This window comes from Lysinibacillus sp. RC79 (assembly GCF_041262405.1).
GTDB lineage: Bacteria > Bacillota > Bacilli > Bacillales_A > Planococcaceae > Lysinibacillus.
The window spans coordinates 226,153-241,883 of sequence record NZ_JBGCCD010000002.1; the positions used below are offsets into that span (position 1 = coordinate 226,153).

Sequence of the window (15,731 nt, forward strand, 5' to 3'; positions counted from 1 at the left end):
CCCTATTCATGCTTTCAATTGGATGCTCATGTATTCTATGAGTTCCTCTGAAAATTCCTCAATATCTTTTCGACTACTACCTGTGTATGGTCTGTTTAACCATTCATCTATGCGATCCGCAACTGATCCAGTAACATTTTTAGATTTAATGGACGCTAGCTGCTTTTTTAGCTCTATGTTTTCCAATTGTAATTTCAACAAAGCAGTTAAAATTACCTCATAAGGATGCATTAAATGACCTCCAATTCGTAGTGTCTGCCTGCTTGGTATCCTTTTTTCAATAACTCTCTTTTAACGGTCATTTCTGCAAGCGTAGGAAGGTTGTTCTTGCTACTTAAATGTGTAAGATATATTCGCTCGCCTTTACCTCTTACAAGCTCTTTAAGGGCTGTTGCCGTTTGTTCATTTGATAAGTGGCCAACGTGACTCAATATCCTCGCCTTAACGCTGTTAGGATAATCAGACGCTTCAACCATTCGTGGTTCGTGGTTGGCTTCAATAATATAAATATCTGAACCTTGCATGTGCTGTAGCATTTCTTTATCCACCTTGCCAGTGTCTAAACAAATAGATACTTTAAAATTATCTAAAGTCCATACAACGTATCCCTTCGGATCGATTGCATCGTGATGAACATTAAAATGACTTACTATTAAGTGGCCACAACCAAAAATACCACCAACACCAATCGGCCTAATTAATTCATCTTCAACGGTAGTGATGTTTTTCCATTCACGCTCGCCAGCATAAACAGGAATTTTATATTTATTGGCCAATGGCAGCCCTTTAATATGATCGCTATGTGCATGTGTAACAAAGATTGCTTTAACGCTATTTGGCGTTATACCTACTTCCAATAGCCGTTTCTCTATCTTTGTTTTAGCAATGCCTGCATCGATTAGAATGGTAGTTTCATTAGTTGTTAAAGCTATACAGTTGCCACTTGAACCACTTGCTAATATGTCAACTTTCATGTGAGTCACCAACATATAGAGGCGGAGCTTTTCGCATAATGTTTGCAAAAAAACCAATACCTTCACCTAATTTATAAACATCGATACAATCTCTATCCAATCCATAACGTAAAGCTATGAGCGTATCGTCCGCATTTCTGTAAGTTTCAAGGCGTTCGTTCTTTTCAAAAGCTTCTTTGGCTTCTTCCATAAAATCAAGATGCTCCCTATAAATTTGAGTCATTTCTTCCCCTCCAACTCCTTATGGCACCGTGAGCATATTTCTAGCCCACGGTACAAGTTGTATTCATTTTCATTCATTTCTTTCCCACACAGCTTACAATCCTTATTTCTCTCATAAACTATTGTTTGTGGTAGTTTCATAGTTTTTACTCTAGTAAATCATCACTACTTTGTTGTGAAGCTAGCATTTCAATATTCATATCTAGCAATTCAATCAATCCAACCATTTCAGCCTCTGTTGCTGTTGCAGGATCAATATTTGGAGCGTTTTTATCCAGGTATTCTTGTACAGCCTTTTTCGTTGTAATGCCAAGCTTCTTTAACCTTGTGTTAATTTCCTTGCGTAACTCGTCAGCGCGAGTTAGTACAGGCTGTTCAACTGGCGGCTCTAACTGCTCCTGATTAGGTGTAATATCTTTACGTGGTTGCGTAACAGGTTGAGGTCCATCATTTTGTGTTATCGTTACATCTTCAAATGACAATCCGTATTGCTTTTTCAATGCACGCTGCTGAACATGTTTGCCAAACATATCACTCGTCCATTTATTCCAGTTATCTTTGTTTTGACCAGTGAACATATGAGATACTTCATCGATGTCCATAATGACCGTGACAGGCGGATAGCCTTCACGATAAGCAACTGAATAGGCTCCAATAATCTTTCCGCGCGGGAAGCCGATTTCGTGTTGAATCACTTCCATTTGCTTTGTTTCTTTATTCATAGCGATTTTAAATTCATCGTTCTCATGCACCATTTGTGTATCAGGTGGTATAAAACCCTCCTGTTCTCGCGCTTTTGAAAGATAAGCCTCAGCTGCAAATTGAATACGTGCTTGGCTACCATATTTAATAAAGAAAATTTCATTTTTGAATGGATCTAAGCCATATGATGCCGCCTTGTGAGCGAATAATAGAAATTCTTGATCATTGGCTGTTGGGGCAATTGAGTTTCGAATAACCTCTAATACTGCAGGTTGAAAAGCTTCTGTAATTTCAGGTGTTAAAGTTGGTAGGTTTCTGTTCATAATTAACGTGCCTCCGTAAATTTATTTAGGCCATTTTTGACCTGTTTCTTCATACTTTCATATGCTTTGCTGTAGAGTTCATCCTCATTTTGTCCAGGCTCTACCGAAATTGTTACAGCTGCATCTACTTTCACATTTTCAAAGTTTCCTAGATTTTTGGTATATGTGTAACCAACAGTGATTTCTTTAACATTCATTCAAATGACCTCCCTTTAATCAATCTTCACTTACTCGCAATTGATTACTTGTTATTTTGCTGCCACCAAAACATAAATTTCCGCCATCACAAATTAATAGCAATTCATCTGTAGTAAGATTAGGGCCATTTTTAATGACATTGTACTTAGAGTGTGCATAACCTGGCTCTCTACCAATGACAACATCATACTTTTCCAAATCAACATCAGGAGTAAACCTAAGATCATGTCTGTAAATCTTGTACTTTTTCATTAGTTCATCATGGATTTCACGGTTTATTTTTCCCTTCTCTCTTTCATTAGCTGTAAATGCCCAGCCATTATAAATTCGTTTTTCCACTTGATTTACACTCATTTATTTATCCTCACTTTCAATTGTTAGGTCTTGTCCAGCAACAACGCGGCTTATTATTAGTTGCCCATTCGGTTCCTTGAACTTAGTAATGGTTTCTGCGTTATCTACAAAGCAAGGTACGATAAGATCACTTTGCTCTGACAACACATCACGAATTTCAAGCCCTACTCTTGTTTGTTCACTAAATGAAAGCTTCATATAGTCTTTGCCATCCATTTGAACAATGAAAGTCGGTTTATTCTCACCTGTTGTTTTCACTTCTTCGAACAGTTTTATTGATAAATTTTTAAACAAGACTTGAACCTTCTTAACTTGTAATTCTGCCTCTTTTGCCTTGAAATCCTTGATAGCATCTAGGATAAAGATTGATTCATTAAGTGATTCAAGCGTTTCTTTCTCATTCGCTTCTGCAGCAATAACCTGTTCCTCTAAGTACTTATACTCCCTATGCTTAGAGATCTCATATTCTATTGGATTAATCTTTTCTTGAAGTAAACGTGCTTTTTCCATTTGCTCAGATACGTCCACGTATTCAAGTGTTTTAAGTTCTTCCTCCAACGCTTTTCGTTCATCTACAACTTCTTGGAATTTCAACTTTACTTGTTGAATACGTTGCTCTTTTTCAGCCTCTACAGCATTGATAGCTTCGTCTTGTAACGTTTGGTGACAAACACGGCAAGTATCTTGTATTGATTCACTTTTGAGCTGATTAAAGGTTTCTTTTATATGATCACGCTCTGTTGTCAAAAGATGAATTTTGCTATGAAGCCTGTTAATTCGGCCATTTATATCCTGTGCTTTATCTGTCACTTCTTCTATAGCGTTTCGTTCTTTAACTAGCTGTTTCAGTTCCACATTTAACGAATCTAATGGAACTGTTGGAGCATTTTGTTCTAACTGCTCTCTTAACGTCTTGGCGCGGCTCTGAGCGGCTATATATTGTTTGTCCAACTTAGTTTTATTGGATCGATGGATTTTATCTAAATCCTCTAAAGAATGCTTTTTAACTAGTGTGGCCAACTTGTCCGATTGTGGCTTAGGTAGCTCTTTTAGTACTTCTTTATTTGCAGGTGTAGTCGTATATTTTAAAATCATTTGACGCTGCTTTTCCCAATATAACGTGAAGAAGTAATTCGGATTAAACAGCGATAAGAATAAATCCTTATCAAATAGCTTCTCTACAACCTCATTAAATTCAGTGGCTTTGGAAGGTACCTCATTTACATAAAACTTATTACGCCCTTTCACAATTTCACGGCCTAAAAGCAGTTCTCCATCTTCAACACTTAAATGTAGGGTTACGAGTGTGTTGTCAGCCTGATATGTTATTGGTGTAGGATCTAGTTTGCTCCCCACCAAGTCAGTACCGTATAATAAGAATGTAATTGCTTCACCTATGGAGCTTTTACCTTTTGCATTATCCGCGAGGATCTTAGTCATGTCGCCAAACTTAACTACAAGATCCTTGTGGCTTTTAAAATTCTGCAAGATTAATTGATTGAATTTGATCTCCACTTACCTTTTCCTCCCCTACTTGGATTGCTCAATTTCAGCAATCAACTTTTTCGCACCTTCCGGACTTAAAATTAATTTGCCACCTAGTAAACTGATATTATTATCTGAGACTTCACCAGTAACGGCACATGTCATATTAGCCATGTATTTTTTGAGAATGATTCGATCCCCATCGATAAAGATTTCTAAAGCATCCTTTTCACCAATCCCTAATGTGCGGCGTAGTTCGATTGGAATCACCACACGCCCTAAATCGTCTACCTTACGTACAATACCTGTTGATTTCATTTGATTTCCTCCTACCATCTGATATTTAGACCAAGACCTGATAAATGTTTTGCAGCTGTATAGCCATTCTGTTGTAATGCCTGTTGGAAGGTGGTAACAATTTGTTTGTTAGTATTGTGATAATATGTGTACTCACAAAGACCTTTTTCAGCCTTACTTTCAATACCTTTAATAAGATTTTTGAAATCATCACTTTCCAATGCGTCAGCTTTTAATTTGTCAAAATTACTTTCAGTAACTTTTTTCATTTCACTTGCCGGTTGAAGTTTCATCCTATCTCACCACCTTTCAATGCTTGGTAAACTTTCTGAGCATAAGCAACTTGTTGCTTAATGTATGGATCTGTTTCTTTTCCACCACTTGCTAGCCAGACGCCAATACGCTGATTAATATCTGTTAAACTGATACTGGTAATTCACTAGCAATTGTGTTCAAAATATACAGTGGCGCAAAACTCTTTAATGTTTCACCAACCAAATCAACCGGAACAGGTTTAATGTTCATTTGGTTTCACCTCCAAACAGCTCATCCACAGTGGTGTCAAACATTTCAGCTAACCTAAATGCTTCTGACAATGTAAATTCTTTTTCACCGGTTTCTTTCCGACTATAAGTAACACTGTGGATGTCTAATTTTCTAGCTACATCTTTTTGTTTCAACCTGTTTTCTTTTCGAGATACATATAGTTTGTAATGCATTTAATGCACCTCATCCCCTTATGAAATAAGCTTCCGTTCCTTTTTAGGAACAGATGGTTCAAAAAAATAGGCGATTGGTACGCCAAGTTCCACATGCATTAATTTTGCTTCTTCTAAGGTGAAATCCCCACCAAACCCATTAAGCTTCTTAGAAATAGTATTTGGCTTCATTTCTAATAGATTTGCTACATCCTTATGCTTAATTTCATGCTCAACTAAAAATGCTTTTATTTTTTTGTAAGGTTGTCTATTTCTTGTATCCACCCTTTAGTCACCACCTTCCGTTCCGTTTTAGGAACAAATCAAATATAATTCATATTTTTTGATGTGTCAACATAAACAGTTCCTAAATCGGAATTATTTATTGATAAATTGTTGCAATAAAGGAACATATAATATAAACTATTCCCATACGAGGAACATTCGAAGGAGAGAACAAAGGATGAACGTGTTTGGAGAAAGGCTTAAAGAGTTAAGGGGAAAACAAAGTCTTGAGGATTTAGCGAATAAACTTAATAGTATATACGATACAAATATTAGTAAAAGTATGCTGTCACGATACGAGAACGGCACAGATCCTAAAATGGAGTATGTAAGAATTATAGCGGATTATTTTAAAGTATCGTCTGATTATTTGTTAGGAATTAGTGATGAAAAGGTTTACTCTTTTAATCCAGAGTTAACTGAAAAAGATGAACAATCTATACAAGAAGAACTTCAAAAAATGATTGACGGTTTCTCTAAAAGTGGACATGCAGCATTTGACGGTAGGACTCTTGATGAATTAAGCGAGGAAGAATTAGAAGATAGAGAATTATTAATATCAAGTTTAGAAAATTCATTAAGACTTGCTAAACGAGTAGCAAAACAGAAATTCACTCCTAAAAAATATAGAGATTAATGGGAGTGTTGGATGCTATGTCAATAAAGTCAATTGTTAATCAGTTAGTTAAAAAGCACGGTACAAATGATCCTTTCAAAATAGCAAAAAACATGGGAATAATAATTGTATTTGAACCACTGGGTAACGCATTAGGATATTACAGCAAACATTTCAGAATACCTATAATTCATATTAACCAAGATGCAGATCGAGAATCTCAGTTCTTTATTTGTGGCCATGAATTAGGACATGCTGTCCAACATTCAGACGTTAATACTTCTTTTTTGAAAAAACATACTCTTTTTTCTACAGATAAATTAGAAATAGAAGCTAATACATTTGCAGTTGAATTGTTATTACCTGACGAACTATTTTTTGAGCAAGATGATTATTCATGTTTTACCATCTATGATGCAATTAAAGAAAAAGGTGTTCCACTCGAACTATTATCTTTAAAAAGCATAGATGGTAAAAAATTTTAACTATAAACAGAACAAACATTCCCATCAAAGGTGGTGATAGTTAAATTCGGGATTATACGGAATTCATTATTGGAAGGAGAATTTAGTGTGACGGTATACAAAGATGAAACCAGAGGAACATGGTATTTTATCACAAGAATTGAACAGCCTGACGGTTCCAAAAAACAAGTAAAACGTAGAGGTTTTAAAACAGAAAAAGTTGCATTACTTGCAGAAGCGAAATTAGAAACTGAGGGTTTTGCAGAGGAAGTAGTAACATTTGAATTTATTGCAAAAGAATATCTAAGTTGGTACAAAAAACGGCGTAAAGAATCGTCTTACATTAAAATAAGCAGCATTATAGATGTACATTTGATACCTCATTTTAAACGTAAAGAAATACGAAATATTAAGCAGCGTGACATTGTTAAATTTCAAGACAAATTGATTGAAAGTAAAATGGCGGCATCACATATAAAGAAGATCCACACAACTTTATCCGCTGTTTTTAACTTTGCAATTAAAAACGAGTATACAAAAGAGAATCCAGCATCAATTGTCGGTAACGTTGATTTAAAAGAAAACAAACATGTAAACTTTTGGACACTTGAAGAATTTAAATCTTTTGTAGCAGTTGTTGACGACCCTTTGTATTACGCTTTATTTATGACCTTGTATTACAGTGGTATGCGAAAAGGTGAATTGTTAGCTTTAACATGGGCGGATTTAGATTTTGATACAAATACTATTAATGTAGACAAAACCGAATACAACCGTAAAGTAACTACAACAAAAACAGAAGCATCACGCCGTAAAATACTAATGCCAAAAAGCGTAATGAATTTATTAAATGCTATTAAACTAGAACGCAAACCAAAATTAAATTATGTTGTATTTGGCGATATTAAAGATAGTATTTCAACATCTACATTAGATAGGCGATTTGAGAAATATGTAAATACAGCTGGTGTTGAGAAAATACGAATACATGATTTTAGACATTCGCACGCCTCTTATTTAATAAATAAAGGAACAATCATTTCTGTAATTGCTGCACGACTTGGACATGGTGACGTAGCAACAACATTAAACACCTATAGTCACTTATATCCCACAACAGAAAAAGAAGCCGTTCTCGACATGGAAAACGACTTCAAACCTGCTCAAATTATTGAATTTAAAACTAAAGAAAAGTGAATTGTTACCACAATTGTTACCACACTTTTCAGAAGTCTTGATAAATCTATGCTTTGAGCTACTTTATGGAGACGGCGGGAGTCGAACCCGCGTCCAGAAACTCCAATACTTCAGCTTCTACGCGTGTAGTTTGCCTATTTACAATTCACGTAACATTATGCCGACAAACAGGCGTCCTGTACGCTAACCTGGAAATCTCTTGTCGGTGACTCAGGTGGCACCACCGACCGTATCCCACTAAAGTTGGGCCCCACGTTCTCTACATGGGCGATAGAGAGGCAGAGCGCTTACGAGCTTACGCTGCGAAAGCTAAGTTTTGTTGTTTGCCAGTTATTATATAACTTCCGTTGATGACGGAGCCGAGACCTCCGACGCGCGACTAAAGCTTGAACCATCCCTGTCGAATCCGTAACGTCCCCTTGAATATGAATCGAAGCAAGTAGCCTCGTTCAAGCAAAGGAGCTAGAATTTCTTCTAGTACGGTGGGAGCTAAAAGTACGCTTCCATGTAATCTGGCATTCAGTAATACTTATTATAAAACAAATCTTGCTATAGTTCAAGTGTCCCGCTATAGTAGAAAAAATTGGCTAGCTCACAAAGATTTTTTTATTTCATCATCTTAAATTTCAGATCTCTTAATCGCAAAATGAGCTTTCCTAATATGGAATCTGTGAGATAGCCGTGATAGACCTCTACCTCTTGCGCGCCAAAGCCGAGCTTGAATTCATTAATTTCCTCCTTGTTCGTTACTGCGCCGAAATCATAGCGTTCGTATCCTCTACTTCGGAACATCATGATATTTTCCCAAAGTAAATACCGATTGGCGAAGCGGATTTGCTGCTTTAAATCGGTTCTATCCTTGATCCAGATAGCCGTGCCTGTATATAAATTAAAAACGATATCTTCGTCGACAATGTAAAGACGATAGCATAATGCCTCACCTTCATCGTTTTGAAGCTTTGTATAGACGAGTGCGCCTTTTTCACGCAGTAGCTTTAAGGTTTGCAGATGAAATTTTCGAACGCGATCTGTATTTTTCACTTTGGCGAAGGCGTTGTAAAATTGTTGGAATTCTAATAGCTCTTGATCAGATGGATTTTCTTTTACGATGACTTCGTAGGGTTCTTTTTTGGCGCGGCGCAGCATGTAGCGATTCATTTTTGATAGATTCGCTAATAGGATTTCTTCATCTTGCTGTAGCATGATTTGCAGTGTCTTTTGGGTTTGGAGTGATTGCATAGGTCGCTTTGTTTGATGGTAGCAAACTAGGTTTTTTCTTTCGCTTGCATTATTACGTTCCTCAGCAAAATAAATGTGCTCTAAGTTCATAAACATAAATTTTCTTCCTATTATAAGAATACTGATTTCCTCCTATATATGCGGTAAGTTCTTTATTATATTTTAAACTCGCCGTCCTTTAGAACCCGTCCTAAGAATTCTATCCGTCTAAATACAAAAAGCTCACCATCCAAAAATAGTGAGCTTTCTAACAATCTATTAATCTTGATTTTTTGCTTTGAAGGCACGTTCCATTTCGCGTTTGGCTGCTTTTTTGCGCATGTCGTCGCGTTTGTCGTAATCCTTTTTCCCTTTGCCGACGCCGATTAAGAGCTTGGCGTAGCCGTCTTTAATGTACATTTTTAATGGGACAATTGTGTAGCCGTCACGTTTTACGGCACCGACTAGCTCGCCGATTTGCTTTTTATGAAGCAGTAGCTTGCGGGCGCGCAGTGGGTCATGGTTAAAGCGGTTGCCTTGTTCGAATGAACTAACATGCATATTATTGATCCATGCTTCACCGCTGCGGATTTGTACGTAGGATTCTTTTAGTTGAATCCTTCCTGCACGGATGGATTTAATTTCTGTGCCTGTTAGCACCATGCCCGCTTCAATTGTCTCTTCAATGAAGTAGTCGTGCCCAGCTTTTTTGTTTTGTGCTAATACTTTCCCAGTACCTTTTGCCATATTATTCACCCTCTTCATCAATTATGCCTCGGCATAATTGCGTCTGGATTCGGCTTTGTGCCTGCACAAAGAACTCCTTTCCGAATCCGTGACATCCGCCGGAGGCTTTAACTTCTTTCAGCGGCTGTTTGGACACCCGCTGAAAAGCAACTTAATTCCGGCATTCATCACACCACCTATAGAGGTAGGAGACTTCTGCTGAAAGAAGTTAAAGGTTGAGCAGGGTTAACCTGCTTTTATGCTTTTATTGATAAAGTGAAAGCACCCGCTTCAAATTGCTTTAAAGCGCAAATCGGTGCCTTCACCTATACTTTTACTTTATTTACGTTTTGATTTTTTCTTTTTGTTTTTCTTGGCGACGCCTTCGTAGAACCTTTGCTTTTGCTTCACGCCTTTTTTAGGGCCTGGGCTTGAGCTATCTTTGCGGCGTCCTCGTGGATCACGGTCGTTTTCACGTCGCTCTCCTTGTCCGCCTTGCCCTTCTTCGTTACGACCATTGCGACTGCCACGTCCGCCTCGTTCTTCTTCGTTGCGACCACTGCGACTGCCACGTCCGCCTCGCTCTTCTTCGTTGCGGCCACCACTGCGGCCATTACGACCACCTTTGTTGTCGCTATAATTTTTACGCGCGTGAATCACAGTAGGTGCTGCTTTTCGTGTTCGTCCATAAGACGTTACCATTCCGACGATTTCAAAGTCAATCGATGACTCCTCAATAATAACATTTGCTACACGTACCGTTACTTCATCTCCGATACGGAATTGACGATTTGTACGTTCACCGATCATCATCATTTGACGGTCATCAAAGCGATAGTAGTCATCTGTCATATTGCTAATATGGACAAGTCCTTCAATCGTGTTTGGCAGCTCCACGAAAATACCGAAGTTTGTAATGGATGAAACGATTCCTTCAAACTCTTCACCAATTTTATCGGACATATATTGTGCTTTTTTCAGTGCGTCTGTATCGCGCTCTGCATCGACAGCACGGCGTTCACGTTCTGAAGTATGATCCGCAATTTCATCCATCGCCATACTCCACTGTGCAATTGTTTCTTTTGATGTATCTTTATTAAGTAAATACGTTCGAATTAAACGATGGACGATTAAGTCCGGATAACGTCGAATCGGTGACGTAAAGTGTGTATAGAAATCAGTTGATAAACCAAAGTGGCCTATACTTTCAGGATAATATTTTGCCTGTTGCATAGAGCGTAGAAGCATCGTTGAAATAACAGGTTCCTCTGGCATGCCTTCAATGGCTTTTATTACATCCTGTAAAGCTTTCGGATGTACGGTGTTTCCTGTACCTTTTATTAAAATACCGAAGTTCGTGACAAATTCAAAGAAGCGTTGTAGCTTTTCTGGCTTTGGATCTTCGTGAATACGGTAAAGGAACGGTACATTCATCCAATGGAAATGCTCTGCTACTGTTTCATTGGCAGCTAACATGAAATCTTCAATTAATTTCTCAGCTACTGTACGTTCACGTAATTCAATATCTACTGGCCAGCCATCTTCGTCCACGATCACTTTAGATTCTTTAAAGTCAAAGTCGATAGCACCGCGCATTTCACGTTTGGTACGTAAAATGTTAGACAGCTCAGACATATGTTTAAACATTGGTACTAGTGGCTCGTAGCGGGCAATTAGCGCTTCGTCTTGCTCCTCTAAAATTTTGTAAACGTCCCTATATGTCATACGCTCAGTTGTTTTAATGACACTTTGGAATATTTCATGTGAAACTACATTACCATTTGCATCAATAATCATTTCACAGGACAGTACTAAACGGTCAACCTGTGGATTTAATGAACAGATACCATTCGATAGTCGATGCGGAATCATTGGAATAACGCGGTCTGTTAAATAAACACTCGTCGCACGATCATACGCTTCAATATCTATTACAGAGCCTTGTGTTACATAGTAACTAACATCTGCAATATGTACGCCAAGTTTAAAGGTACCGTCTACATTTTTCGTTACGGTAACAGCATCATCCAAGTCCTTCGCATCAGCTCCATCGATTGTCACAATCGTTTCATGGCGTAAATCACGGCGGCCCTCTAAATCTGCCTCTGTAATTTCATCCGGCACTCGTTGCGCAGCAGCAACCACTTCTTCCGGGAATTCAGGTGGAATGTCATGCTTATATAAAATAGAAAGAATATCCACACCTGGATCATTTTTGTGCCCTAAAATTTTTGTGATATAGCCTGTTGCTGATTTTAAATCCTCTGGCCAAGTAGCGATCTCAACGACAACCTTGTGTCCGTCGACAGCCCCTAACGTATCTCCCTTAGCAATGAAAATGTCCATCGGTAGTTTTTTGTCGTCTAACACAACAAAGCCAAAGCCTCTATTTGCTTGGAACGTCCCAACAAAACTCGTTTGTCCACGCTCTACTACCTTTGTCACTGTTCCTTCACGGCGATCACCGAATGATTCCTTTAAAACACGTATTAAAACTATATCGCCGTTAATCGCACCATTTACTTCATGCGGTGGAATGAAGACATCATCCATCCCCTCAATATCAGGTGTCACAAAGCCAAAGCCTTTCGCATGTCCGATAAATTTACCTCGAAGTAAATTCATGCGCTCTGGCAGGCCATAACGATTGGAGCGAGAACGTACAACTAAGCCTTGCCCCTCCATACGTACTAACGTTTTTACTAATTCTTTAAATTCGTCAGCATCCTCAAAGCCGAATAAGTCTTCGATTTCGCCAACTGTTAATGGTTTATAATCTTCTCCACCGAAAAAATCGAGTAAACGACTTTGTAGTGTATCTTTCTGGTCTTTCATAATTTCCCTCCTTCATGAGAAAATCCTAATATGTTTTATTGTGCCCAATTTAGGCTTTCTAAAAAGCGATAAATATCTTCATGTAACTGATCTTTTTCTTGATCTAATGTAATAACATGCTTTGAGTTTTCATACCACTTGATCTGTTTTTCAAGTGACTCAGTTTGATTATATATAATGTTGGCAGATTCTGTCTCAATTACCTCATCATTTGTCGCTTGTACGACAAAAATCGGTGCATAAATCATGTCAATTTCCTGACGTGTCCGAGCAATAAATTCTCGCAACTCTTGGAGAGATGGCATGCCCTTTTCAGCAATTAACGCAACCTCAGCTTCAATTTGCTCCTCGTCTTTACCTTGGAACTTTTTATAGTCCCTCGCATATTTCAGTACACCTTGAAACATAACATCCGTTGTACGCATCGTCATTGGGGCACACATTGTCACTATACCTTTAACTGGGTTATTCAGCGCAACGTTTAAAGCCATCACACCACCCAATGACAAGCCAGCAACAGCAATTTCCTCATAACCCGCATCCTGCAGCTGTTGGTACGCGGCAACGACATCCTGCCACCAATCAGCAGGACCTGTTGTAATGAGTTCCTCCGGTTCCACACCGTGACCTTTATAATGAGGTGCTAATGTAGTATACCCTTTTTTCTCTAAATATCTACCAAGCATTCGCACATCCGCCGAGCTTCCCGTAAATCCATGCAATAATAAAACTGCTCTTGGTCCTGCTTGAAAGAAAAAAGGCTGTGATAACGATTTTTTCATTGCGAGCTCTCCTTCATCCAAATACATACTATAACCATTATAGCCATACTGAAGCTTCCTCAAAAGCTTTGGCGATTGTTACTCTTTTTATGAGGTTTTATCGGTTAATTTGATGGGTCTTTTGGCATTTTGATGTTCTTTTTGGCATTTTGAGGATTTTTTCCGGCACTTTGAGGATTCTATCCATTATTTCGGCTCTTCTATCCACGACTTTGAGGATCCTATCCACGATTTCGGGGATTCTATCCACGACTTTAGCTTTTCCATCCGTCATTTTGCGATTCGCGGATATTCACTTTGCTTCCACGGGTATTTCCCTGCTCCGCGCGGGTATTCATTTTGCTGAACTAACAATGTAACCATAAAAGAAAACGCCCAACCAGTAAAGGTCAGGCGATATATCTTCAACTATTAGATTTTTGTAATAGCGAGTGCTAAAATAAAGAATAATATTGCTAACACAATTGTTGCACGGTGAAGGATTAGATCCATTCCGCGTGCTTTTTGCTTTCCAAATAGTTGTTCAGCTCCACCCGAGATGGCACCTGACAAGCCTGCACTTTTACTGGATTGAAGTAATACTACAACGATCAACGCTATTGATACGATAACTAATGAAACTAATACTACTGTATGCATTCACTGCACCTCCCGAACTTCGAACATCACAACACTTCACATTATAACAAAAAAAGGTTCTCTTGACAAACTGAGATTAATAAATGCCCTCAACATCCCCCCAATTGGTTAGTTTTTCTAACAAATCAGCATACCACTTCGCTACCAAATTATCCTATAATAGTTAAAAACATAGTCGTCACTAAGATTTTAAAACATAAACCATTCATATAAGTTGATTGGAGTGGAGGCTGGGCGTCTCCTAGGGGATTAGCCGCTCATCGGACGCCCCCAGGAAAGCACGGAAATCAACCCCACGTTTTAGTGATGCGCCAAAAACGTAATTATAATGGGAGGAATTATGAAAAAGAGTATATTGCTGATTTTTTTGCTTATTATTCCAAGCATGCTTACCGCTTGCTCAGCTGTTATCAAGGCCATCGAAGTAGCATTACCAGAGGAACCTGAATCCAGAGAAGAGACCTCTATGGACCACAAGGAGCCTACTAGTAAAGCACAATCAGTTGAGTTTTCTGCGGAAGATCTTTTTTCAACGACATTATTCAAGGAAGATCCCGCTTTGCTACAATTTTCAAGAAAAGTTGAAAAGCATATAGCAGAATTTGACTCAAACTTTACAGTAATGTATAGAGGCAAATTAGATTGGGATACATTTGAAAAACAACTAAATGATATTTATAACATCATTAATTTCGTTAATCCTTATACAGCAGGATATATCGATGATTTTAACGGAGAAGTATGGGAAGAAGATAATGGCTACTTGGTAGAATTTGATTTTACATATTTAACAGATGCCAAGAAGGAAAAGAAAGTTGATACTTATGTTCAGGAATTTGCAAATAAGTTTATTACAAATGACATGGATGATTTTCATCGTGCTAAAGCCGTTAATGACTTTGTCGTACAACTAGCCACTTATTCTGATGAAGATGCGTTAGAAGGACAATCCGTTTATGAATTAATCAGTAAAAAAACTGGCGTTTGTCAAGCTTATGCACTATTAGCCTATCGTTTATTTTTGGCGGCTGGTCTGGATGCTAAATATGTATATGGCTTTAGCGATAATCAGCTTCATGCATGGAATTTAGTAAATGTTAATGGTGATTGGTACCATGTTGACACAACTTGGAATGATGTCAATCCTGACGAACCTTATGCTATTTCCTACGAATATTTTTTAGTGAATGACGAGAAACTAAGTGAAGATCATATATGGGCAAATGAAAACTATTTTGCTGCTACAAGCAATGCATACGATTTTATGCATGATATGTGGTACGCAGATACTGTTGACAACATTATTTATTATAATAGCATGGCCGATAACATGGTATACGCCTATGATTTAGCAACAAAACAAAATAGACAAGTTACGGAAACATCCTGTTATTACCTGGCGGCAGTTGACGATGCGATTTATTGCAGTGATTATGATAATGCCGGCTTTTTAACAAAGATATTTATAAACGATGGCTCAGAAGAAGTGTTATTAGAGGAAGAAGTTCTAAACTTGTTCGTTGATGATAATGGGGTTTTATTTTACGAAACCATTGACGGTGAAAAACATTCACAAAATTTATAGCCAATTCAAGAATCTGCAAGCTTCCATCAATCAATGGATAGTAAGCAGATTCTATTTTCCCCTTCAGTAGCTCATCACCAAAATGTGGGGTTGATTTCCGTTCCGACTTGGCGCTTTCCTGGGGGCGACCG

Annotated in this window: 21 protein-coding genes and 1 other RNA gene; 4 read left to right on the forward strand and 18 right to left on the reverse strand. The window is 38.1% G+C overall.

What is annotated here, in order from left to right; all coding sequences use genetic code 11:
• Positions 1–6 precede the first annotated feature (6 nt).
• The 12 genes from ABH968_RS03465 to ABH968_RS03520 all read right to left on the reverse strand — a co-directional run bounded on the left by ABH968_RS03465 (position 7) and on the right by ABH968_RS03520 (position 5,538).
• The gene (locus tag ABH968_RS03465) at positions 7–231 is read right to left on the reverse strand and encodes a hypothetical protein (RefSeq protein ID WP_370042564.1); all 225 of its coding nucleotides are present in this window, start codon (positions 229–231) and stop codon (positions 7–9) included.
• Positions 231–974 (reverse strand): MBL fold metallo-hydrolase, encoded by a 744-nt coding sequence (locus tag ABH968_RS03470; RefSeq protein WP_370042566.1) that lies wholly within the window; start codon positions 972–974, stop codon positions 231–233. Before ABH968_RS03470 ends, ABH968_RS03465 begins: the two co-directional genes overlap by 1 nt.
• Positions 964–1,197 carry a hypothetical protein gene (locus tag ABH968_RS03475; protein WP_370042567.1) on the reverse strand — a complete coding sequence of 78 codons (234 nt, stop codon included), beginning with the start codon at positions 1,195–1,197 and terminating at the stop codon, positions 964–966. The genes ABH968_RS03470 and ABH968_RS03475 overlap by 11 nt, the downstream gene beginning before the upstream one ends.
• Positions 1,198–1,342: 145 nt before the next feature.
• On the reverse strand, positions 1,343–2,221 hold the full coding sequence (locus tag ABH968_RS03480; RefSeq protein ID WP_370042569.1) for a RecT family recombinase: 879 nt from the start codon (positions 2,219–2,221) through the stop codon (positions 1,343–1,345).
• A gap of 2 nt (positions 2,222–2,223) precedes the next feature.
• Positions 2,224–2,418: a hypothetical protein gene (locus ABH968_RS03485; protein WP_370042571.1), complete on the reverse strand. Its 195-nt coding sequence runs from the start codon at positions 2,416–2,418 to the stop codon at positions 2,224–2,226.
• A 19-nt stretch (positions 2,419–2,437) separates the two neighbouring features.
• On the reverse strand, positions 2,438–2,773 hold the full coding sequence (locus ABH968_RS03490; RefSeq protein ID WP_370042573.1) for a hypothetical protein: 336 nt from the start codon (positions 2,771–2,773) through the stop codon (positions 2,438–2,440).
• Positions 2,774–4,288 (reverse strand): AAA family ATPase, encoded by a 1,515-nt coding sequence (locus ABH968_RS03495; protein ID WP_370042575.1) that lies wholly within the window; start codon positions 4,286–4,288, stop codon positions 2,774–2,776.
• A 15-nt stretch (positions 4,289–4,303) separates the two neighbouring features.
• Positions 4,304–4,576, reverse strand: a complete 273-nt coding sequence (locus ABH968_RS03500; protein ID WP_370042577.1) for a transition state genes transcriptional regulator AbrB — start codon at positions 4,574–4,576, stop codon at positions 4,304–4,306.
• Between the two features lie 11 nt (positions 4,577–4,587).
• Positions 4,588–4,848 carry a hypothetical protein gene (locus ABH968_RS03505; protein WP_370042579.1) on the reverse strand — a complete coding sequence of 87 codons (261 nt, stop codon included), beginning with the start codon at positions 4,846–4,848 and terminating at the stop codon, positions 4,588–4,590.
• Positions 4,845–4,991 carry a DUF6877 family protein gene (locus tag ABH968_RS03510; RefSeq protein ID WP_370042682.1) on the reverse strand — a complete coding sequence of 49 codons (147 nt, stop codon included), beginning with the start codon at positions 4,989–4,991 and terminating at the stop codon, positions 4,845–4,847. Before ABH968_RS03510 ends, ABH968_RS03505 begins: the two co-directional genes overlap by 4 nt.
• Before the next feature lie 85 nt (positions 4,992–5,076).
• Positions 5,077–5,274 carry a helix-turn-helix transcriptional regulator gene (locus ABH968_RS03515; protein WP_370042580.1) on the reverse strand — a complete coding sequence of 66 codons (198 nt, stop codon included), beginning with the start codon at positions 5,272–5,274 and terminating at the stop codon, positions 5,077–5,079.
• A gap of 18 nt (positions 5,275–5,292) precedes the next feature.
• The gene (locus tag ABH968_RS03520) at positions 5,293–5,538 is read right to left on the reverse strand and encodes a helix-turn-helix domain-containing protein (RefSeq protein ID WP_370042582.1); all 246 of its coding nucleotides are present in this window, start codon (positions 5,536–5,538) and stop codon (positions 5,293–5,295) included.
• Positions 5,539–5,716: 178 nt separating this feature from the next.
• Between ABH968_RS03520 and ABH968_RS03525 the strand changes: the two genes are divergently transcribed.
• The 3 genes from ABH968_RS03525 to ABH968_RS03535 all read left to right on the forward strand — a co-directional run bounded on the left by ABH968_RS03525 (position 5,717) and on the right by ABH968_RS03535 (position 7,815).
• Positions 5,717–6,175: a helix-turn-helix domain-containing protein gene (locus ABH968_RS03525; protein WP_370042584.1), complete on the forward strand. Its 459-nt coding sequence runs from the start codon at positions 5,717–5,719 to the stop codon at positions 6,173–6,175.
• A gap of 17 nt (positions 6,176–6,192) precedes the next feature.
• Positions 6,193–6,639, forward strand: coding sequence for an ImmA/IrrE family metallo-endopeptidase (locus ABH968_RS03530; protein ID WP_370042586.1), 447 nt, complete (start codon positions 6,193–6,195; stop codon positions 6,637–6,639).
• A gap of 87 nt (positions 6,640–6,726) precedes the next feature.
• On the forward strand, positions 6,727–7,815 hold the full coding sequence (locus tag ABH968_RS03535) for a tyrosine-type recombinase/integrase (protein ID WP_370042587.1): 1,089 nt from the start codon (positions 6,727–6,729) through the stop codon (positions 7,813–7,815).
• A gap of 63 nt (positions 7,816–7,878) precedes the next feature.
• On the opposite strand, the gene ssrA is transcribed toward ABH968_RS03535, so the two are convergent.
• The 6 genes from ssrA to secG form a co-directional block, all read right to left on the reverse strand.
• Positions 7,879–8,234, reverse strand: a transfer-messenger RNA (tmRNA) gene (gene ssrA, locus ABH968_RS03540).
• 187 nt (positions 8,235–8,421) lie between these two features.
• A complete protein-coding gene (locus ABH968_RS03545; RefSeq protein WP_370042589.1) occupies positions 8,422–9,150 on the reverse strand; it encodes a hypothetical protein in 729 nt (242 codons plus the stop codon).
• 162 nt (positions 9,151–9,312) lie between these two features.
• On the reverse strand, positions 9,313–9,780 hold the full coding sequence (gene smpB, locus ABH968_RS03550) for an SsrA-binding protein SmpB (protein ID WP_370042590.1): 468 nt from the start codon (positions 9,778–9,780) through the stop codon (positions 9,313–9,315).
• Positions 9,781–10,098: 318 nt separating this feature from the next.
• Complete coding sequence (gene rnr / locus ABH968_RS03555; protein WP_370042592.1) at positions 10,099–12,594, reverse strand: ribonuclease R; 2,496 nt, start codon at positions 12,592–12,594, stop codon at positions 10,099–10,101.
• Between the two features lie 35 nt (positions 12,595–12,629).
• Positions 12,630–13,376: an alpha/beta hydrolase gene (locus ABH968_RS03560; protein WP_370042594.1), complete on the reverse strand. Its 747-nt coding sequence runs from the start codon at positions 13,374–13,376 to the stop codon at positions 12,630–12,632.
• A gap of 411 nt (positions 13,377–13,787) precedes the next feature.
• On the reverse strand, positions 13,788–14,015 hold the full coding sequence (secG, locus tag ABH968_RS03565) for a preprotein translocase subunit SecG (RefSeq protein WP_370042596.1): 228 nt from the start codon (positions 14,013–14,015) through the stop codon (positions 13,788–13,790).
• Between the two features lie 340 nt (positions 14,016–14,355).
• Between secG and ABH968_RS03570 the strand changes: the two genes are divergently transcribed.
• The gene (locus tag ABH968_RS03570; RefSeq protein ID WP_370042597.1) at positions 14,356–15,600 is read left to right on the forward strand and encodes a transglutaminase domain-containing protein; all 1,245 of its coding nucleotides are present in this window, start codon (positions 14,356–14,358) and stop codon (positions 15,598–15,600) included.
• Positions 15,601–15,731: the final 131 nt, after the last annotated feature.